The sequence below is a fragment of the Streptomyces sp. NPDC047017 genome (assembly GCF_040644175.1).
In the GTDB taxonomy this organism is placed as follows: Bacteria; Actinomycetota; Actinomycetes; order Streptomycetales; family Streptomycetaceae; genus Streptomyces.
The window spans coordinates 154,256-172,353 of sequence record NZ_JBEYVW010000001.1 but is presented as its reverse complement, the minus strand read 5'-3'; the positions used below and the strand labels follow the sequence as shown (position 1 = coordinate 172,353).

General features: G+C 74.5%; 18 protein-coding genes, 1 tRNA gene and 2 pseudogenes. 13 read left to right on the top strand and 8 right to left on the bottom strand.

Annotation, left to right across the window (positions count from 1 at the left end; genetic code table 11):
* The first annotated feature begins 39 nt into the window (after positions 1-39).
* Positions 40-711 carry an O-methyltransferase gene (locus ABZ858_RS00945; RefSeq protein WP_361370612.1) on the top strand — a complete coding sequence of 224 codons (672 nt, stop codon included), beginning with the start codon at positions 40-42 and terminating at the stop codon, positions 709-711.
* Between the two features lie 30 nt (positions 712-741).
* Here ABZ858_RS00945 and ABZ858_RS00940 read toward each other — a convergent pair whose 3' ends face one another.
* The gene (locus tag ABZ858_RS00940) at positions 742-1,137 is read right to left on the bottom strand and encodes an FHA domain-containing protein (protein WP_361370609.1); all 396 of its coding nucleotides are present in this window, start codon (positions 1,135-1,137) and stop codon (positions 742-744) included.
* 150 nt (positions 1,138-1,287) lie between these two features.
* Here ABZ858_RS00940 and ABZ858_RS00935 point away from each other — a divergent pair, with 150 nt between their 5' ends.
* Positions 1,288-1,695 (top strand): DUF1992 domain-containing protein, encoded by a 408-nt coding sequence (locus tag ABZ858_RS00935; protein ID WP_361370606.1) that lies wholly within the window; start codon positions 1,288-1,290, stop codon positions 1,693-1,695.
* 128 nt (positions 1,696-1,823) lie between these two features.
* On the opposite strand, the gene ABZ858_RS00930 is transcribed toward ABZ858_RS00935, so the two are convergent.
* Positions 1,824-2,783 (bottom strand): hypothetical protein, encoded by a 960-nt coding sequence (locus ABZ858_RS00930; protein WP_361370603.1) that lies wholly within the window; start codon positions 2,781-2,783, stop codon positions 1,824-1,826.
* 4 nt (positions 2,784-2,787) lie between these two features.
* Positions 2,788-3,456, bottom strand: coding sequence for a hypothetical protein (locus tag ABZ858_RS00925; RefSeq protein WP_361370600.1), 669 nt, complete (start codon positions 3,454-3,456; stop codon positions 2,788-2,790).
* Positions 3,457-3,870: 414 nt separating this feature from the next.
* On the opposite strand from ABZ858_RS00925, the pseudogene ABZ858_RS00920 reads away from it, so the two are divergent.
* Together ABZ858_RS00920 and ABZ858_RS00915 are read left to right on the top strand one after the other, a co-directional pair.
* A pseudogene (locus ABZ858_RS00920) lies at positions 3,871-4,188 on the top strand (GNAT family N-acetyltransferase); the annotation flags it as partial.
* A 172-nt stretch (positions 4,189-4,360) separates the two neighbouring features.
* Positions 4,361-4,537: pseudogene (locus tag ABZ858_RS00915) on the top strand (GNAT family N-acetyltransferase); the annotation flags it as partial.
* Between the two features lie 29 nt (positions 4,538-4,566).
* Here the strand turns inward: ABZ858_RS00915 and ABZ858_RS00910 are convergent.
* On the bottom strand, positions 4,567-6,666 hold the full coding sequence (locus ABZ858_RS00910; RefSeq protein WP_361370597.1) for an MDR family MFS transporter: 2,100 nt from the start codon (positions 6,664-6,666) through the stop codon (positions 4,567-4,569).
* Positions 6,667-7,049: 383 nt separating this feature from the next.
* On the opposite strand from ABZ858_RS00910, the gene ABZ858_RS00905 reads away from it, so the two are divergent.
* On the top strand, positions 7,050-8,465 hold the full coding sequence (locus tag ABZ858_RS00905; protein ID WP_361370594.1) for a peptidoglycan-binding domain-containing protein: 1,416 nt from the start codon (positions 7,050-7,052) through the stop codon (positions 8,463-8,465).
* 56 nt (positions 8,466-8,521) lie between these two features.
* Here ABZ858_RS00905 and ABZ858_RS00900 read toward each other — a convergent pair whose 3' ends face one another.
* Complete coding sequence (locus tag ABZ858_RS00900) at positions 8,522-9,181, bottom strand: HAD-IA family hydrolase (protein ID WP_361370591.1); 660 nt, start codon at positions 9,179-9,181, stop codon at positions 8,522-8,524.
* 184 nt (positions 9,182-9,365) lie between these two features.
* Positions 9,366-9,944 carry a TMEM165/GDT1 family protein gene (locus ABZ858_RS00895; protein ID WP_361370588.1) on the bottom strand — a complete coding sequence of 193 codons (579 nt, stop codon included), beginning with the start codon at positions 9,942-9,944 and terminating at the stop codon, positions 9,366-9,368.
* Between the two features lie 463 nt (positions 9,945-10,407).
* Here ABZ858_RS00895 and ABZ858_RS00890 point away from each other — a divergent pair, with 463 nt between their 5' ends.
* From ABZ858_RS00890 to ABZ858_RS00880, 3 genes are all read left to right on the top strand, one after another.
* Complete coding sequence (locus tag ABZ858_RS00890) at positions 10,408-11,052, top strand: HNH endonuclease family protein (RefSeq protein WP_361370585.1); 645 nt, start codon at positions 10,408-10,410, stop codon at positions 11,050-11,052.
* A gap of 573 nt (positions 11,053-11,625) precedes the next feature.
* Complete coding sequence (locus ABZ858_RS00885) at positions 11,626-12,081, top strand: DoxX family protein (protein ID WP_361371896.1); 456 nt, start codon at positions 11,626-11,628, stop codon at positions 12,079-12,081.
* Positions 12,082-12,291: 210 nt separating this feature from the next.
* Positions 12,292-12,960, top strand: coding sequence for a VTT domain-containing protein (locus ABZ858_RS00880; protein ID WP_361370582.1), 669 nt, complete (start codon positions 12,292-12,294; stop codon positions 12,958-12,960).
* Between the two features lie 38 nt (positions 12,961-12,998).
* Here the strand turns inward: ABZ858_RS00880 and ABZ858_RS00875 are convergent, their stop codons facing one another.
* Positions 12,999-13,241 (bottom strand): DUF2277 domain-containing protein, encoded by a 243-nt coding sequence (locus ABZ858_RS00875; protein WP_361370580.1) that lies wholly within the window; start codon positions 13,239-13,241, stop codon positions 12,999-13,001.
* A 142-nt stretch (positions 13,242-13,383) separates the two neighbouring features.
* Between ABZ858_RS00875 and ABZ858_RS00870 the strand changes: the two genes are divergently transcribed.
* The 5 genes from ABZ858_RS00870 (at position 13,384) to ABZ858_RS00850 (ending at position 16,767) form a co-directional block, all read left to right on the top strand.
* A complete protein-coding gene (locus ABZ858_RS00870; protein WP_361370577.1) occupies positions 13,384-13,779 on the top strand; it encodes a hypothetical protein in 396 nt (131 codons plus the stop codon).
* Positions 13,776-14,174: a DUF952 domain-containing protein gene (locus ABZ858_RS00865; protein WP_361370574.1), complete on the top strand. Its 399-nt coding sequence runs from the start codon at positions 13,776-13,778 to the stop codon at positions 14,172-14,174. Before ABZ858_RS00870 ends, ABZ858_RS00865 begins: the two co-directional genes overlap by 4 nt.
* Positions 14,165-14,236, top strand: a tRNA-Val gene (locus tag ABZ858_RS00860). Before ABZ858_RS00865 ends, ABZ858_RS00860 begins: the two co-directional genes overlap by 10 nt.
* Before the next feature lie 262 nt (positions 14,237-14,498).
* Positions 14,499-15,299: a DUF4097 family beta strand repeat-containing protein gene (locus ABZ858_RS00855; RefSeq protein ID WP_361370571.1), complete on the top strand. Its 801-nt coding sequence runs from the start codon at positions 14,499-14,501 to the stop codon at positions 15,297-15,299.
* Positions 15,300-15,402: 103 nt separating this feature from the next.
* Positions 15,403-16,767 carry a hypothetical protein gene (locus tag ABZ858_RS00850; protein WP_361370569.1) on the top strand — a complete coding sequence of 455 codons (1,365 nt, stop codon included), beginning with the start codon at positions 15,403-15,405 and terminating at the stop codon, positions 16,765-16,767.
* 45 nt (positions 16,768-16,812) lie between these two features.
* Here the strand turns inward: ABZ858_RS00850 and ABZ858_RS00845 are convergent, their stop codons facing one another.
* On the bottom strand, positions 16,813-17,943 hold the full coding sequence (locus ABZ858_RS00845; protein WP_361371893.1) for an amidase domain-containing protein: 1,131 nt from the start codon (positions 17,941-17,943) through the stop codon (positions 16,813-16,815).
* Positions 17,944-18,098: the final 155 nt, after the last annotated feature.

Genomic DNA, 18,098 nt, shown 5'->3' with positions numbered 1-18,098 from the left:
AGTTAGGCAATCTAACTAGGCGGACGAAAGGTTTGCTGGATGAGCGACTCGCAGCTCTGGGACGACGTGGACGACTACTTCACCGCCCTGCTCTCCCCGGAGGACGAACCGCTGGCGGCCACGCGGCGCGACAGCGACAAGGAGGGCCTGCCGCCGATCAACGTCACGGCGAACCAGGGCAAGCTGCTGCACCTGCTCGCCCAGCTCCAGGGCGCCCGCAGGGTCCTGGAGATCGGCACCCTCGGCGGCTACAGCACCATCTGGCTGGCCCGCGCGCTGCCGGCCGACGGCCGCCTGGTCACCCTGGAGTACGACGGCCACCACGCCGACGTGGCCCGCCGCAACCTCGCGCACGCCGGCCTGGACCGGATCGCCGAGGTGCGGGTGGGCCCGGCCCTGGAGTCGCTGCCCAAGCTGGCCGACGAGAACCCGGCCCCCTTCGACCTGGTCTTCATCGACGCCGACAAGGTCAACAACCCGCACTACGTGGAGTGGGCGCTGCGGCTGACCCGCTCGGGCAGCCTGATCGTGCTGGACAACGTCGTGCGCGAGGGCCGGGTGACCGACGCCGCGAGCACCGACCCGGGCGTGCGCGGCACCCGGGCCGCGCTCCAGCTCATCGCCGACCACCCCCGCCTCGACGGCACCGCGATCCAGACGGTGGGCGCCAAGGGGTACGACGGCTTCGCGCTGGCGCGGGTGCTGGACTGAGGCGGGTGCCGGACCGGGGCGGGTCCCGCTTCACGGCACCTCGTGGTAGAAGCCGACGTTGACGCTGCGCGGGCTGGTGCGGTCCTGGACGACGATCTCGCCGGAGCCGCCCCGGGGCAGCGGGACGGTGTCGCCGTAGCCGAGCGGCCGGGTGTGCCCGCCGTCCGTCAGCCGGACCTCGGCGGACGGGTCCGGCTGCGAGCCGCGCAGCCAGGTGAGCCGCCAGGCGCCGTCGGGCCCGCACCGGAACTCCAGGTGGACCCGGGAGACGAACAGCCAGTCCTCGGGCGTCACCAGCCGGCAGGCGGCCCCGTCCCGGCCCACCCGCAGCACGGCGCCCGGGTCGCTGGGCGCGTCGGCCATCAGCATGCCGGCCGTGGCGCCCGCGTCCGTGCCGGAGACGGAGGCCATGGTGAGTTCGAGCACGTGCGCTCCTCGTGGTTCGGGGCGCGCCGGGCCGCCGCTGCTGCCGCGGGCCCGGCCGTGCGCGCCAATGCCGGTGGCGGCGCGCCCGATTGGCGATCCGCGGCGGAATGATAAATCGACCGGGCCGGGCATGTCCGGCACAATGGCGACATGACCGAGCGCAAGCCACCGGGTGTCCCGTTCGAGTCCTGGGTCGAGAAGGAGATCCGCGACGCGCAGGGACGCGGCGACTTCGACCGCCTGCCGGGCGCGGGCAAGCCCCTCCCGGACGACACGACGTACGACGAACTGTGGTGGGTCAAGCGGAAGATGGCCCGCGAGGGGCTGTCCGCCCTGCCCCCGTCGCTGGCGCTGCGCAAGGAGGCCGAGGACGCGTTCGCGGCGGCCTGCGCCGCTCCCTCGGAGAGCGCGGTCCGGAAGATCGTCGCGGACATCAACGCGAAGATCCTCGACATGATGCTGAAGCCGCCGCCCGGCCCGCCGCTGGGCCTCAAGCGGTACGACCCCGAAGAGGTCGTCCGCGAGTGGCGCGAGCGGCGGGCCGCGGCGGGCGGCTGACGGTTACGAGCGGCTGACGGTTACGAGCGGCTGACGATTCCGGGCGGCTGACGGCTCCGGCCGGTGGCTCCGCGGTGTGCGGGGCGTTCGGAGTGTTCAGACCGCCCGGAGTGCTGGGAGCGGAGTGGTCAGAGAGCGGTGAGCCGGTCGGCCAGCTCGCGGTAGTCCCGCAACGCCAGCCGGAGCCGTTCGGTGGCCTCGCCCTCGCCCTCCTCCTGCCAGGCGGCCCGCAGCGTACGGTGCCGGCGGGCGACGGCGTCCGCGACCCGGGCGGCGAGTTCCTCCACCACCCGGTCCGCCTCCTCCACGGCCTCCCGGGGCCCGTCCACGAACCCGACGACCGCGCCCCGCAGCCGGTCCCCGAAGGCATCGGCCTCGTCCTGGGAGAGGAGGGGCGGCGTGGAGGGCGTCGAGGACGAGGGCGTGGAGGGCGAGGGTGTGGGTCCGGGGGTCGGGGCGTGCGTGGGGGCGGGGGCGTGCTCGGTGGCGGGCGCGGGCGGCTGCTCAGGAGCGGCCGTCTGCTCGAAAGCGGGCGTCCGCGTCTGCTCGGGGACGGGGGGCTGCTCGGGAGCGGGCGTCCGCGTCTGCTCCGGGGCGGGTGCCGGCCAGGGCTCGGGTGCGGCGGCGGCGAGCGGGGGCTCGGCGGCGGAGGCCGCGAGCAGGGGGTCGGGCGCGGGGGTGTCGGTCGCCGCGTGGTCCGTTCGCGCGTGGTGGGTTCGCGCGTGATCCGTTCGCGCGGGGGACTCCGCGGCCGAGTCGGCGCCGGCCGGTGTGCCCGGTGCCGTGGGGTGGGCGGGGTCCGGCGCGCTCTCCCCCGGCGCGGCGGGCATGGCCGTGGACGGCTCGTCGTGCGGCGGGGTCTCGACGCTGCCCACCGTGGACGGCAGTCCGGCGCCGCCGACGCGGCCCGCGCCCGGGGCGCCCGCTCCGGGGGCCGAGGCCGCGCCCGCGATCGGCTCGGCGGCCGGGGCCGCCCGGTGCTCACCGGGCTCGGGGGTCCCTCTCTCGCCGCTCGCGGCGGCTTCGGCGGGCGGCACGGTCCCGTCCGGCAGGGTGCGCGGGTCGCCGCCCGCTGTCCGCTTCGGCATGGGGTCAGCTCTCCTTGACGTGACGGCCGTGGAACGCGGCCCACGGGGCGTGGTTGCGGGCCTGTGCGGGGCGGGCGGTGCGGTCCTGCGCCCGGTGGCGGCCGGAGTCGGCGGACTCGGAGGTCAGCAGGGCCTCGAACAGCTCGCGGGCCTCCAGCAGGGAGGCGCGCAGTTCCTCGGTGCCGCCCTGGTCCTGGGTGCCGCCGTCCAGCGGCGTGTGCGCCGCCCGGTGGACGCGCCGGTAGCCATGGACGTGGTGGGCGTGGTGCACGGACAGCGCGGACAGCTGCTCCTCGTACCGGTCGCCGGCCGGGAAGCCCCGGGCCTCGGCGAGTTCGGCGACCAGCCGGTCGGCCTCGGTCACCGCCTCGCGCGGCGCGTCGACGAACCGCTCCTGCACGGCGGTCCAGCGCGCCTCGAACTGCTCGCGCGCGCCCGGCTCCAGGGCCCGTTCACGCAGGTCGCCGTGGCGTTCCACCCGGTCGGCCAGCTCGCGTTCGGCGGCCTTGGTGTCGCCGTCGTGGTGGGCCACGGTCCGCTCGTACTCCGGACCGAAGCGCTTCCTCAGATTCCGCCCTCCCTGCCGGCCGCGGGCACGCGAGCCGAGCACGGCCGCCACCACGACGACGGCCGCGACGATCACGACGAGAGCGATGATCAGGCCAGTGGACATGGATGCCTTCCGGATCAGGCCGGTCCAATTGACCGGTTCCTTCGTCGGGTTGCCCGGGAAAGCCCCGGCAAACTGCGCGGGGCGGGGACGGGCACGGAAAGGCGGACGGCGGGGCCGGCGGCGGACGGCGAGCGGGCGGCGGCCGGACGGCGGACAGGCGGCGGGCGGGCGCCGAACTGCGGCCGGGCGGCGGGGCGGCAGCCGGGCGGCGGACAGGCTGCGAGGTAGCAGCCGACGGCCGGGACCGCGCCCCGACGCGCGATGGATACCGCGTGTCCGGCCGCGCGATGGATACCGCGTGTCCGGCCGCGCGGTGGATACCGCGTGTCCGGTCGTGCGGTGGATACCGCGTGTCCGGTCGTGCGGTGGATATTCGGTTGCGGGCGCCCCGTGCACCCCGCCGAGAATGCCCGGGTGACCTGGACCATCGCCCCGGAACCCGTCGACTCCCCGGCCGCCGCCGCGCTGTGGCGGGCGTACTACACCGAGGTCAGCGACCGCTGGTACCTGCTGCACGAGGGCCGGCGCACCGACCCCGGCGAGCTGGAGCGGGAGATCGCCGCCTGCACCGGCACCGAACTGGCCCCGCCGACCGGCCAGTTGGTGATCGGCCGGTACGAGGGCAGGGCGGCCGGCACCGCAGGCGTACGGCTGCTGGACGCGGCGACCGCCGAGCTGACCCGGGTCTTCGTACGGGCTCAGGCACGCGGCCGCGGCGGCGCGGCCCTGCTAGGGCCTGTCTGACCATTCCCGTCTGCCGCGCGACGCCATGCACGCCCTCTCGCCGCACCGGGCGCAGAGCCGAGTACACCCAGTACGAGGCTCTACGCCCGGCACACCGAGAGCACGCACCTGACCCCGCGCGGCCGCCCTCCGGGCGACGACGCGAATGGTCAGACAGGCCCTGGTGGCCGCGGCCGAGGACGCGGCCCGCGCGCTCGGCGCCCGCCGGATGGTGCTGGACACGCGCGGCGACCTCGTGGAGGCCCGGGCGCTGTACGCCCGGCTGGGGTACGAGGAGACCGCCCGGTACAACGACTCCCGGTACGCCGAACACTGGTTCACCAAGCGGCTGTCCTGACCCGCCGCCGATGGTCCGGGCCCGGAGGCTCAGGCCGGGCGGGTGGCGGGCCGCTCCTCGTGCGGGCGTTCGGCGTCCGAGCCGCACAGCTCGCCGGTCAGCTCCTTCACCAGCCGCATCAGGTCGACGGTCCGGCCGGGGCTCCACCAGTCGCCGAGCAGTTCGGCCAGGGACTCCTCGCGGGCGTGCGCGAGGCGGGCGGCGACCTCGCGGCCCCGCTCGGTCAGGACGAGTTCCAGGCCGTGGCGTTCACCGAGGCGGCGCTCCTCGACCTGGCGGGCGGCCTCCAGGATGACGTTGAGCGGCACGGGGACGCGCTCGGCCAGCAGGGCGGGCTCCACCCAGCCGTACTTGTTGATCCGCAGCACCAGCCAGCTCGCCGCGGGCAGCAGGTCGTAGCCCGCCCGCGCGGTGATCTGCTGGTAGATCTCGCGCCGCCCGGCGCGGGTGCCCAGCACGGACAGCGCCCGGCACACCTCGTCGTACGAGGACCGCTCGACCGGGTTGGTGGCCATGGTCTGGGCGCCGTCGGGGGCCGTCACCGAGCCGCGCAGCCGGTCCTCCTTGAGGAACCAGGCCAGCACGAAGGCGAGCAGGGCGACGGGGGCGGCGTAGAGGAAGACGTCGGTGATGGCGGCGGCGTAGGCGTGCAGGGCGGCCGGGCGCAGCGCGGGCGGCAGGGCGGCGATGCCGCGCGGGTCGGACTTGAGGGCGTTCGCCGAGACGCCCGGCGGCAGGTGGGCGCCGTGCAGGGCGGCGGTGAGCTGGTCGCCGAGGCGGCTCGCGAACAGGGTGCCGAAGATGGCCACGCCGAAGGAGGCGCCGATGGAGCGGAAGAAGGTGGCGCCGGAGGTGGCGACGCCCAGGTCCTCGTAGCTGACGGCGTTCTGCACGATGAGCACGAGCACCTGCATGACCAGGCCGAGGCCCAGGCCGAAGACGAAGAAGCAGCCGCTCATCCCGGCGGTGGAGCTGTGCTCGTCGAGGCGGTGCAGCAGGAGCAGGCCGAGGGTGGTGACGGCGGTGCCGGTGACCGGGAAGACCTTCCAGCGGCCGGTGCGGCTGACGATCTGCCCGGAGCCGGTGGAGGCCAGCAGCATGCCGATCACCATCGGCAGCATGTGCACACCGGACAGGGTCGGTGAGATGCCCCGGACGACCTGGAGGAACGTCGGCAGGTAGGTCATCGCGCCGAACATGGCGAAGCCGACGATGAAGCTGATGACCGCGGAGAGGGTGAAGGTGCGGACGCGGAACAGCTTGAGCGGCAGGACCGGTTCGGCCGCCCGGTGCTCGACGGCCACGAAGGCCGCCGCGAGGGCCACGCCCAGCACCGCGAGGCCGATGATCTGCGGCGATCCCCAGGCCCAGGTGGTGCCGCCGAGGGAGGCGACCAGGACCAGGCAGGTGGCGACCGAGGCGATCAGCAGCGTGCCCAGGTAGTCGATGACGTGGCGCTGTGTCTTGCGCGGGACGTGCAGGGCGGCGGCGATCACGGCGAGCGCGACGACGCCGACGGGCAGGTTGACGTAGAACACCCAGCGCCAGCTCAGGTGCTGGGTGAACAGGCCGCCGAGCAGCGGGCCGAGCACGCTGGTCGCGCCGAACACCGCGCCGAACAGGCCCTGGTAGCGGCCGCGGTCGCGGGGCGGGACGACGTCGCCGACGATCGCCATGGACAGCACCATCAGCCCGCCGCCGCCCAGGCCCTGCAGCGCGCGGAACGCGATCAGCTCGGGCATGTTCTGCGCCATGCCGCACAGCGCCGAGCCGATCAGGAAGATCACGATCGCGGTCTGGAACAGCTTCTTGCGCCCGTACTGGTCGCCGAGCTTGCCCCACAGCGGGGTCGCCGCGGTCGAGGCCAGCAGATAGGCGGTGACCACCCAGGACAGGTGCTCCAGGCCGCCGAGGTCGCTGACGATGGTGGGCAGCGCGGTCGACACGATCGTCTGGTCCAGCGCGGCCAGCAGCATGCCGAGGAGCAGCGCGCCGATGGAGACGAGGACGTTCCCGGAGACCCGCTCCGGCTCGCCCGCGCCGCCGCCGTGCGGAAGCTCGGGTATGGACGGCGGAGGCGACGGGTCCGCTCCCGTCGTCCCGGTCCTGCCGTGCTCATCCCCGGCCATGGAGACCTCCCGGCGCTCGAATGACATCGTCCACCGTCACCAGTGTGACCCGTTATGCCCCGTTGGGACCTACCCGGAGACCGCCATTCCGGGGGCTTCGGGGAGGGCGTGTGGAGAGAATCTGCATAATCCTTGGAGTCCGGACGGGAGGGGACCCACGCGTGGAAGAGCCCAGGGGGCACGTCTGCCCGGAGTGCGCGGCACCCCGCGGCCCGGACAACTCCCCGTCGTGCGCCTGCGGCCCCCGCGCGGCCGCCACCCTCCACGAGACCCGCACGGCGGCGGCCGCGGCAGCGGAGGATTTCGATCCCCTGCGGATACGGCCGTATGTGGAGCTTCCGGGGGGTGCGGGGAGTGCGGGCCGCTCGGGGGACGCGGGGGGCGTGGGCCACGCGGGTGGCACGGGCCACTCCGGCGATACGGGCCGGGCGGGCGGAACCGGCGGAACCGGCGGTACGGGCGGCACGGGCCGTACGGGCCAGGCGGGCGGAACCGGCGGCACGGACGGCACGGGCCAGGCGGGCGACACCGGCGGCACGGGCGGTACGGGCGGTACGGGCGACGCGGACCGTACGGGCCAGGCGGGCGGCACCGGCCGCCGTGCGGGCGACGCGGACCGTAAGAGCCAGGCGGGCGGCACCGGCGGCACGGGCGACGCGGGCCGGGCGGGCGGCACCGGCCATGCGGGCGGCACGGACGGCTCCGGCAGCGCGGAGGCGCCCGGCGGCGGGGACGGCTCCACGGCGGGACACCCGGGGCCCGGCGAGCCCGCGCCGCAGCGACCGTGGCACTCCTCCGGTACGGCGGGACAGCCCGGGTCCGGCGCCACCGCAAGGCCGGGAACCGGCAATCCGGCGTCCGGCACACCCACCGGGGCAGGGACCGGCACCCCGGCACCCGGCACACCCACAGGTCCGCCGCCCCCTCGGCCCACGGCAGGACACCCCGGCCCCGGGCCCGCTCCGGCGGCCGCGGACCCGGCAGCCGCGGACGCGGAGACGCGGCCGGTGCCCGCCGTGGAGGCCACGATGCCGCTGCGCGCGGTCGGCGCGGGCACGCTGCCCGCGCCGCCGGCGCGGCGGGCGGGGGAGCCGAGCCCGGCGGACCTGCGTCTCTTCGACTCCGGGGGCGGGCGCGCGGAGGTCCCGGAGGAGGCGGGCGGGGAGGCCGGGCGGCGGCCGGGGCGCCGGCGGCGGCCCCTCGCGCTGCTCGCCGTCACCGCCGCCGTGGCCGCCGTCGTCGCGGCGGCCGGGTACGCGAGCGGGCTCTTCTCCTACGAGTCCCCGGCCCGGGACGACGCGGGCGCCCACGAGGTGCGCGCGGGCGTCCCGGACGAGCCGCACACGGACCCGGCCACCGCGCCCCCGGTCTCCGCCGCGCCCACCACCTCGCCGTCGGCGTCCGCGTCGGCGAGCGCCTCGCCCTCGCACGGCGCGAGCCCGTCACCGTCCCTGTCGCCCTCGGCGACGACGGCCCCGCCGTCACCGTCCGCCACGGCAACCGCCGTACCCGGGGCGCACCCCACGGCGCCCACCCGGACCGCGGCGACGAGCACCCGCTCCAGCGCCCCGGCGGCGCCCGGCCCCTCCCTGCGCCGTGGGGACCACGGCCCCGGGGTGGCCGAACTCCAGCAGCGGCTGGCGGAGTTGGGCCTCTACACGAACCGTGTCGACGGCAGCTACGGCCAGCGCACCGAGGACGCCGTACGCACCTACCAGTGGGCCCGCGGCATCACCTCGGACGGCCTCGGCGTCTACGGCCCGGCGACCCGGGCGAGCCTGGAGTCGGAGACGTACTGAGACGTACTGAGACGTACGGAGACGTACTGAACAACCGGGCAGGTGCCCGCAGGCGGCTAGCCCACGCGCAGCCGTACGCCCCCGTCCTCCGCCCGTTCCACCCGGACCCGTGTGAGGTCCGGTACCACCGCGTCCGGGCGGTGGGCGGCCGCGCGCGGGCCGATGCCGATGACGCGCATGCCCGCCGCGCGCCCGGCGGCGATGCCCGCGCCGGAGTCCTCGAAGACCACGCAGTCGGCGGGGGCGACGCCCAGTTCGGCGGCGCCCTTGAGGAAGCCCTCGGGGTCGGGCTTGCTGGCGCCGACGGACTCGGCGGTGACTCGCACGTCCGGCAGGGGCAGCCCGGCGGCGGCCATCCGGGCCGTGGACAGGGCCACGTCGGCGGAGGTCACCAGCGCGTGCGGCAGTCCGCGCAGGGCGGCGAGGAAGCCGGCCGCCCCGGCGATCGGCACCACGCCGTCCATGTCCGAGGTCTCCTCGGCGAGCATGCGGGCGTTGTCGGCGAGGTGGTGCTCCCGGGGCCGGTCCGGCAGCAGCAGGGCCATCGAGGCGTGTCCCTGGCGGCCGTGGACGACCTTCATCACCTCGTCGCCGTCCAGCCCGTGCCGGTCGGCCCAGCGCCGCCAGATCCGTTCGACGACGGCGTCGGAGTTGACGAGGGTGCCGTCCATGTCCAGCAGGAGGGCGCGGGCGGTGAGCACGGCGGTGGCCGTCATCAGCAGCTCCAAGGGGGGCGGTGGGACGTACGGGTGGGTCCCTGGCGGCCCTCGGCGGGACCGGGAGCGGCCCGCGGCCCCGCAGGGACAAGGCGGCCCCGCCCGCCGGTCGGGGAGAGCGGACGGGAGCCACTTTGTTTCTCTACGGTACAAAACAAGCCGGGCATCCCGCCACCACCCCCGCTCAGGCGACCGCCTCCCACAGGCCCCACACGCCCAGCGCGAGCATCAGCACGGCCGCGATCTTGGTGATGAGCCCCAGCGGCACCCGCTTCATCAGCGCCTTCCCGCCCACGATGCCCAGCCCGGCCACGGCCCACAGGGCCAGCACCGCGCCCAGGCCCACGGAGAGCGGGTCGTCGTAGCGGGCGGCGAGGTTCGCCGTCATGATCTGGGTGAGGTCACCGAACTCGGCGACCAGGATGAGCATGAAGCCGGTGCCGGCCACCCGCCAGAAGGACTGGTCCGCGGGCCGCCGGACCTCCTCCTCGTCGTCACCCTTCTTCAGCAGCAGCACCGCGGCCCCGGCGAGGAACAGCACGCCGGTCAGCGCGTGCACGATCCGCTGCGGCAGCAGCGTCAGCACGCTGCCCGCCGCCACGGCCAGCACCACGTGCAGCAGGAAGGCCGCGGCGACGCCGGCGAAGACGTACGAGGCGCGGTAGCGGGTGCCGAGGACGAGCCCGGCGAGGGCCGTCTTGTCCGGCAGTTCGGCGAGGAAGACGACGCCGAAGACGAGCGCCAGGACACTGAGACTGATCACTGTTCCTCAATCGGTCGGGGCCACCCCGCCGAGAGTGCTGCGACTGTGCGATGAGACCTCGGCAGGGCAGCACACGGTCGGCCGTGCCGTGGGGCACGGGTGTGCACTGCTGTACCGAAGGTCTCGCTGGCCGACCCGGCCTTCCGGTCCGAGGTCCGCCTCCGGGCGCCGGCTCAGCGAGCTGAGCAGTATGTCGACGGTCCGGCGAAGAGCTACTCCCCTTCTGCGCCGCCCATCGTACGCGAACGGACATCCGGACACGAAACCCCGCCGGGCCCGCGCACGCTCCCCCGCCGCGCCCCGTACACCCCTCGCCGCACGCGCGGCACGGACCCCGCCACAGACCTTGTCGTGTCATGCGCGCGTCACTAACTTCTTACCGCACGCACGCCTCCCCGCAATCCGGCGCCGCGAGTCTTGCCTCGCCCGCGCCCGAAAACCCCCACCCCGCAAGGGAGTTCGCATGCCCAGGTGCTACGCGCGTCGACGGCTGAGCATACTCACCGCCCTCACCGCCCTCATCGCCTCCGCCGTCCTCTTCGACTCCCCGGCCGCCTCGGCCGCCCTCCCCACCCCGGTCAGCGCCGCCACCGCCCGCACCTACCTGGCCTCCCTCACCGTGGCCGCCGAGAACCGCACCGGCTACGACCGCGACCTCTTCCCGCACTGGATCACCATCAGCGGCACCTGCGACACCCGCGAGACGGTCCTCAAGCGGGACGGCACGAACGTCACCACCGACTCCGCCTGCGCCGCCAAGAGCGGCAGTTGGTACTCGCCCTACGACGGCGCGACCTGGACCGCCGCCTCCGACCTCGACATCGACCACCTCGTCCCGCTGGCCGAGGCGTGGGACTCCGGCGCGAGCAAGTGGACCACCGCGCAGCGCCAGGCGTTCGCCAACGACCTGACCCGCCCGCAGCTCGTCGCGGTCACCGACAACGTCAACCAGTCCAAGGGCGACCAGGACCCGGCCACCTGGGTGCCGTCCCGCTCGGCGTACGTCTGCACCTACGTACGCGCCTGGGTCCAGGTGAAGTACTACTACGACCTCTCGGTCGACTCGGCGGAGAAGAGCGCGCTCCAGCGCTACCTGGCCGACTGCTGACCGGCCGCCGCCCGGCCACCCCTCTCCCCTCCCCTGCCGCCGCCCCTCTCCCCCCGCCGTCGCCCCGCACCCGATTCTTTCGGCCGGTGCTCCCCCGGCCGGAAGCGATCGCCCGATGCGGGCCGCCGGCCGGGCGGCGCGGGTGCGATGTCGAGCCACCGGCCGTCCGGCACCCGGGGGCGGCGCCTGGTTCGGCGGCCAGTTCGCTCCCGAGGCGCCGGGCGGTCGTACGGCACGGCCGTGGCCGGAAGAGGCCCGGTGCAGGCGGCGAGGGGTGGCCGGTTCCGGCCGCAGTCGACGGCGATTCCCGGACGGCACTCCGGCCGGCCGGTGGTCCAGTCGCTGGTACACCCCGTTATCCGCCCAGTTGTCCACCCCATCAGTGGTTGCCGCACTCCTCCCAATTCCCGCCGTACCGCCACCAACGGACCTCCCGCACCGCCCACGGGGTGGCCGAATGTTGAACTTGCAAGTTCTAGTTAGGTCGACCTAACCTAGCTCCCCCGTTCGGATTCGTCCCCAGCCGGCCCCCTCCCCGGGCCGGCCAACCGAAGGAGTTCCCCCATGGCCGGCCTGACCGGACGCCTCAATTCCGCACAGCCCTACGCCCTCGGCCTGTTCCGGGTCGTCGTGGGCCTGGTGTTCACCTGCCACGGCGTCGCCTCGCTCTTCGGCGTGCTCGGCGGCGCGGCCGGCGGCCACGGCGGCACGATCGCGGCCGGCACCTGGCCGGGCTGGTACGCGGCGGTGATCCAGTTGGTCGGCGGCGCCCTCGTGCTGCTGGGCCTGGGCACCCGCGGCGCGGCGCTCATAGCCTCCGGCTCCATGGCCTTCGCCTACTTCGACGTCCACCAGAAGGTGGCGCTGTGGCCGATCCAGAACGGCGGCGAGCCCTCCGTGCTGTACTGCTGGGCCTTCCTGCTGCTGGTCTTCACCGGCTCCGGGGCGTTCGCCCTGGACGGGCTGTTCGCCCGGCGCTCGGCCCAGGAGGAGCGGCCCGCGCCCGAGCAGACGCCGGTGGCGGCCTGACCGTACGGCCCGGACCACCCTCGCCCCCGCCCTCACCCCGCTCCCGCCTCCGCCCCCGCGGTGCAGCGTCCCGTCGAACACACGAACCCCCGGTGAACCACCTGTCACACCATCGGCGTACGCTGTATGGCTGATCACAGGCCGCCCCTGCCGCTCCCCCGCGACATCGCGGCGCACACCGGTCCACGGGGGAGTTCGGGGAGTTCTGCGGTGCTGGAGAGTGTGGCGAGGGTGGGGGCGCTCACCGGCACTCCGTGGATCTATGTCGCGGTGACCGTGTCGGTACTGCTCGACGTGTTCCTGCCGCTGCTGCCCAGCGGCGTGCTGATCGTCACGGCGGCCACCGCGGCCGCCGCCGGCTCGGGCGCCGCCGCTGCCGCGGGCGGCGCCACGACGGGCGACGTGCCGCACGACGTGCCCGACATCCTGGCCCTGACGCTGTGCGCGGCCACGGCCTCGGTGCTGGGCGATCTCGTCGCCTACCGGCTGGCATGGCGCGGCGGCGCCCGGCTGGACCGCGCGCTCGCCCGCTCCCGGCGGCTCAGCTTGGCCCAGCAGCGGCTCGGCGCGGCCCTGTCCCGGGGCGGCGGCGGCGCGCTGGTGGTCGTCGCCCGCTTCGCCCCGGCCGGCCGCTCGGTCGTCTCCTTCAGCGCCGGCGCGACCCACCGCCGGGTCCGCGAGTTCCTGCCCTGGTCGGCGCTGGCCGGCCTGTCCTGGGCGGCGTACAGCGTCGCCCTCGGCTACTTCGGCACCCGCTGGCTGGGCGCCGCCTGGCTCGCCACGTGCGTGTCGGTGGCGGCGCTGTTCGCGGCGGGCGCGGGGGCGGCGTATCTGATGCGCCGGGCACCGGGGGCCTCGGAAGCGTCGCAGGCGCCGTAAGCCGGCCCCGCCCGGGCGTCGTACACCCGCCTACCCGCTCATCCACCGGCCCCCGTGCCCTGCCGCTGCCGCTGGCCGCGCACCTGGAGTCCGGCGAGCAGTTCCCCGGTCGCCGCGGTGACCGCCTCGACGGCCCGGTCGAAGACCTCCCGGTTGTGCGCGGCGGGCGTCCGGAAGCCCGAGACCTTCCGGACGAACTGCAACGCGGCCGCGCGGATCTCCTCCGGCGTCGCCTCCTCGGGCAGCACGGGCGGACGCAGCGTCTTGATACTCCGGCACATGGCTCCAGTGTCGCGCGCCGCCCTGCCCGGAGGGGAGAGGCCGTGGAGACGCGACCGCCTGCCGCGGGGATACGGCCACTCGAACACACGAACCCACCCCGGCAACTCGCGACCCAAAATCGAACAGGCGTAGCATTGCCGCGTGGCTACTCCCCATGACTTTCCGAGTGACCTCCTGGCCGGTCAGGAGGAGCTGCACCAGATCCGGGCCGAGCTGTCGGCCCTGCTGAAACGGCTGCCCTGGTCGGTGGCGCCGCTGGACGGGTTCAGCGACAGCGGCGGCTGGCGCAAGGTCGAGCGGCCGGCCTCCCCGGGCTGGACGGCCGACGAGCAGGCCGAGGTGGAGAAACTCCGCCGCCGCGAGCACGAGCTGGCGGTGTTCGTCACCACCCACCGGTACTGGTCGGAGTTCACCGGCCCGGACGGCGTCGACGCCCGCGCCCGGCTCAAGCACACCCGTACGGCACACTCTTCTCCCGAGGGACCCGGGGGACCGGAAGAGCCCGAGGAGCCCGGGAAAGGGGCCGAGGACGCATGATCTACCACGTCGTGCCGCTCACCGAGTGGAGCACCGGCCCCGACCGCCCCTACGCGCCCGCCTCGCTCGCCGAGGAGGGCTTCGTGCACTGCTCCCCGGACGAGGCGACCACCCTGGCCGTCGTCAACGCCTTCTACCGGTCCGCGCCCCGGCCGCTGCTGGCGCTGCTCATCGACGAGGACCGGCTCGCCGCCCGGCTGGAGTGGGAGCCCGCCGTGCCCGTTCCGCCGCCCGGGACGCCCGAGGGCGCCGCGTTTCCCCATGTGTTCGGGCCGCTGAACCGCGACGCCGTGACCCGGGTCCTCGAAGTCGCCTTCGACGGCGAGGGCAGGGCAACGGGTTTGCGGGACAGTCCCCCTGGCAGGGTAGGCTGTCCACTCGTCCCGGGTGCGTAGCTCAGGGGTAGAGCGCCTGCCTTACAAGCAGGATGTCGGCGGTTCGAAACCGTCCGCGCCCACCGGTAGTGCGACCAGCACCACCCCGTACGACTCCGTACGACACGGACGAAGGCCCAGGCTCACAGGTGACACCCGAGGCCCTGGGCCTTCGTCGTACCGCTGCACCCACCCGCCGTGCCGGGCCGTGCGGGCGAGCGGCATACGGGGGTTTTCCCCACCCCTAACCCGGCAGTGGACTGGATTCCCCGCCCCGGCGGGCGCGCCTAATGTCGTCCCCGACCAGCGAGAACCGCGTCCGTTCCACACCGGGGGACCACCACCATGAGCCGCACCGCTCCCACCCGTACCGCTGCCGCCCGCACCCTTCCCGTCCGCCCCCTCGCCCTCACCGGCGTCGTCGCCGCCCTCGTCCTCACGGCCACCGCCTGCGGCGGCGGCGCCTCCGACGACCAGCACCCCGAGCAGCGCTCCTTCGCCCTGCACGGCCGCACCCTGACCGTGGACTCCGACGACTCCTCGCTGGAGATCGTCGCCGCCGACGGCATCAAGGCGGGGGACGTGCGGGTCACCCGGTGGTTCAAGGGCTCGGCGCTGGTCGGTGACGACCCCCGGGTGACGTGGTCGATGCGGGACGACCGGCTGGTGCTGCGGCTCAAGTGCTCCGGGCTGGTCACGCGCTGCTCCGCCAAGCACCGCGTCGAGGTCCCGCGCGGGATCACCGTGAAGGTCCAGGACCAGGACGGCAGCGTGGCCGCGCACGGCTTCCGGGACGCGCTGGACATCCGTACCAGCGACGGGTCCGTGCACGTCACCGACTCCACCGGCCCCCTCGAACTGCGCTCCGAGGACGGCTCCGTGCACGCCGAGGTCGCCTCGCGCCGGGTGCGGGCCAGCACCCGGGACGGGTCGGTGCACCTCGAACTCGGTGCCGTCCCCGACCAGGTGGACACGCGCTCCGAGGACGGCTCGGTCAGCATCGCGCTGCCCCGCACCGGGTACCGGGTGACCACGGACACCCGGGACGGCTCCGCCCATGTCTCGGTGCCCCGGGACGACGCCAGCTCCCACGTCGTGTCCGCGCACACCTCCGACGGAAACATCACAGTCCGTACGGCGAACTGACCGGCCCGTGTGTTCGTCCTGTACTGGTGGGAGAATGAAGCGACGCTGATTCCACGCGGACGCTGATGCCCACGCGGAGCGGACCACGGCACGGGAGAGGGATGTGACGGCCACACCGGCGGCACGGGCGACACCGACGGCACCGGCCACGGCCGCGCGTGACCTCCTGGTCCTGCTCGGGCTGCCCCTGCTCGCCGCGCTCACGCTGCCCGCCGCCTTCGCGGGCGGCGGCACCCGGCGCTGGTTCGGCGGCCGCGCCGAGAGCCAGCGGGCCGAGGCGCAGGCGGCCAAGGACGCGGCGGCGAGCGCGTTCTACGAACTGGACACCGCCCAGCGCGACCTGCGGATCTCCATGGAGACCATCACAGCCGTCGACGACTCCCCCGCCGCCCGCCGCGCGGTCACCGACTTCGAGGCGCTGGGCCGGCGGATCGACGAGGCCAGCCGGCGCTACATCCAGGCCGTCGACGCGACCGACCTGGACCGCGACGACCTGGAGGCGGCCGCCGCCTCCCGGGCGCGCGCCGAACTGGTCGCCGCCAAGGACGAACTGCTCGACGTCACAAGGGCGCTGGACCGTTTCAGCAGCGGCCTGGGGCCGCTGCTCGACAAGGCCGAGACCCGGCTGGCCCGGCTCGCGCCCGCCGTGGAGCGCGCCCGCCAGGCCCTGCTGGCCGCGAGCAACGCCCTGGACGCGGTGCGCGAGGCGGGGCTGCGGGCGGACGACCTGGCCGCCCGGCTCGCCGCGCTCTCCCCCGAGCTGACCCGGCTGAACCAGGGCGCCGGACAGCACGGCGTGCAGCCGACCCTGGAGCGGGCCGAGCGGGTGGCCCGGGAGGCCGAGGCGATCCGGGCGGAGGCCGGCCGGCTGCCGGAGAAGGCGGCCGAGATCGATCACCGGCTGGTGTCGCTGCGCACCCGGGCGCAGGCGCTGACCACCCGCAGCGGGCAGGTGGAGCCGGTCCTCAGCGAGCTGCGGCGGCGGTTCACGGCCGCCTGCTGGCAGGACCTCCAGCAGGTGCCGGACCAGGCCGCCGAGAACGTCCGGCAGGCCGAGGCGAAGCTGAAGGACGCGCAGGTGGCGCGGGACGCGCAGCGCTGGCCGGACGCGACGGCGCTGCTGTCCACGGTGCGGGCGCTGCTGAACACCACCGACGAGGCGGTGTCGGCGGCCGGTGACCGGCTGGCGCGGCTGAACGCGGTGCAGAAGGACCCGCAGGGCGAGATCGAGAAGACCCGGTTCGCGATCCGGGACGCGCAGCGGCTGGCCATGACGGGCCGGACGACGCCGGACCCCCGGCACGCCCGCCCGCTGGACGAGGCGGTCGCCCGGCTGGAGCGGGCGGTGACCGGCCTGGAGGGCCGCCATCCCGACTACTGGCACTTCCTGACGGAGACCGACGCGGTCAGGCGGACGGCGGCCCGGACGGTCGCGCAGATCCGCGAGGAGCGGGGAGCCGGGCACTGAGGCGAAGGTCCTGCCGGCCCGGCTCCCGCCCCCTTAAGCCACCGGTCATGTGCGGTAGGCGTAGTAGTACGCCGTCGGGTAGGAGGCGATGAGGCTCGCCACCGACCGGTTGTAGGTGTTGGTGGAGTGGTACGACACGTACGGCACGCCCTGCGGGCTGCGGTAGGTGACGATCATGGAGTGGTCCTTGGACCCGTCCCTGTTGAAGTCCATCTGCAACACGTCACCGACGCCCAGCTGGTAGACGTACGGCAGGCTGGTGACCCGCTTGGAGGACAGGGCGAACCAGGAGAACTCGTTGACCCCGATGAACGAGTCCGACTGGATCTGGTCGGTGCCGAACCAGTTGTGGAAGTCGTTCGTGTAACCGGGGACGTGCTTCCAGCCGCCGGCCTTCAGGGACTGGCTGACGAAGTTGGTGCAGTCGCCGCCGGCTCCCTGCCCGTTGAAGTTCGGGTAGGCCGGGTTGTAGTCGCTCCAGTACTTCTTCGCGTACGCGGCCATCGCGTTGTAGTCGTACGTGCCGCCGGTGAGCGTCTTCGGCTTGGCGGGCGCGTTCCTCGCGGTGGAGGCGCGGGGCGCGTCCGGCGGGTTGCCGTCGTCGGCGGCCGTGTTGGGCTTGGCGGCCGGCGGGGTGGCGGGCTGGTTCACGGCCACGCCGTCGTCGGTGTCGCGGATGCCGGTGAGCTGCCAGGTGCCGTGCTTGTCGGCCTGGAAGGTCAGCTCGTGGTGGGCCTGGAAGCCGGTGTTCTTCGGCTCGTTGCCGCGCACCTTCTCGTAGGTGAGGGTGGTGCTCTCGGTGACCGCGACCTTGGCGTTGCGCCCCTTGACCCGGGTGGCGTCCAGCGTGACCGTGGTGGCGCCCGAGCTGTACTTCTCGCCGAGCTGCCGCAGGCGGTCCTTGCGGCCGCGCAGCTGGGTCAGCGCGGAGTCCTCGTAGCGGGACTGCGTGCCGGAGACGCGCACCTTGCCCGAGAAGCGGGAGGACAGCCGCTCGTGGTGCCCCTGCTTGTCCTGGCCGCCCTTGCCGTCGTCGACCAGGGCCTGGGTGCGGTCGGTGAAGACCGCGTCGGCCAGCTTCTGGAAGGTGGCCTTGGTGGCCGCGTCCACCGTCGGGTCGTCGGTGACCGCCGCGCCCGCGCTCCAGCTGGGCACCAGCACCACGCCGGCGACCACCGAGGCGGCAGCGGCGGTGACTATGGTGGCGCGGCGCCGCTTGCGGCTCAGTTTCCTAGATTTCAATGATGATCCCCTCTACGCCGGTACACCTACCGGGCGGTCGCATCTTCGCACGGCACGCGCGCCGGTTGTGAAGAGGGTGTGCGCAAGTG

Excerpts from the sequence above, each read along its gene's own strand:
- ABZ858_RS00945 (WP_361370612.1), top strand. The coding sequence starts at position 40 with ATGAGCGACTCGCAGCTCTGGGACGACGTGGACGACTACTTCACCGCC.
- ABZ858_RS00935 (WP_361370606.1), top strand. The coding sequence starts at position 1,288 with ATGACCGAGCGCAAGCCACCGGGTGTCCCGTTCGAGTCCTGGGTCGAG.
- ABZ858_RS00930 (WP_361370603.1), bottom strand. The coding sequence starts at position 2,783 with ATGCCGAAGCGGACAGCGGGCGGCGACCCGCGCACCCTGCCGGACGGG.
- ABZ858_RS00925 (WP_361370600.1), bottom strand. The coding sequence starts at position 3,456 with ATGTCCACTGGCCTGATCATCGCTCTCGTCGTGATCGTCGCGGCCGTC.
- ABZ858_RS00910 (WP_361370597.1), bottom strand. The coding sequence starts at position 6,666 with ATGGCCGGGGATGAGCACGGCAGGACCGGGACGACGGGAGCGGACCCG.
- ABZ858_RS00900 (WP_361370591.1), bottom strand. The coding sequence starts at position 9,181 with ATGACGGCCACCGCCGTGCTCACCGCCCGCGCCCTCCTGCTGGACATG.
- ABZ858_RS00890 (WP_361370585.1), top strand. The coding sequence starts at position 10,408 with ATGCCCAGGTGCTACGCGCGTCGACGGCTGAGCATACTCACCGCCCTC.
- ABZ858_RS00875 (WP_361370580.1), bottom strand. The coding sequence starts at position 13,241 with ATGTGCCGGAGTATCAAGACGCTGCGTCCGCCCGTGCTGCCCGAGGAG.
- ABZ858_RS00865 (WP_361370574.1), top strand. The coding sequence starts at position 13,776 with ATGATCTACCACGTCGTGCCGCTCACCGAGTGGAGCACCGGCCCCGAC.
- ABZ858_RS00855 (WP_361370571.1), top strand. The coding sequence starts at position 14,499 with ATGAGCCGCACCGCTCCCACCCGTACCGCTGCCGCCCGCACCCTTCCC.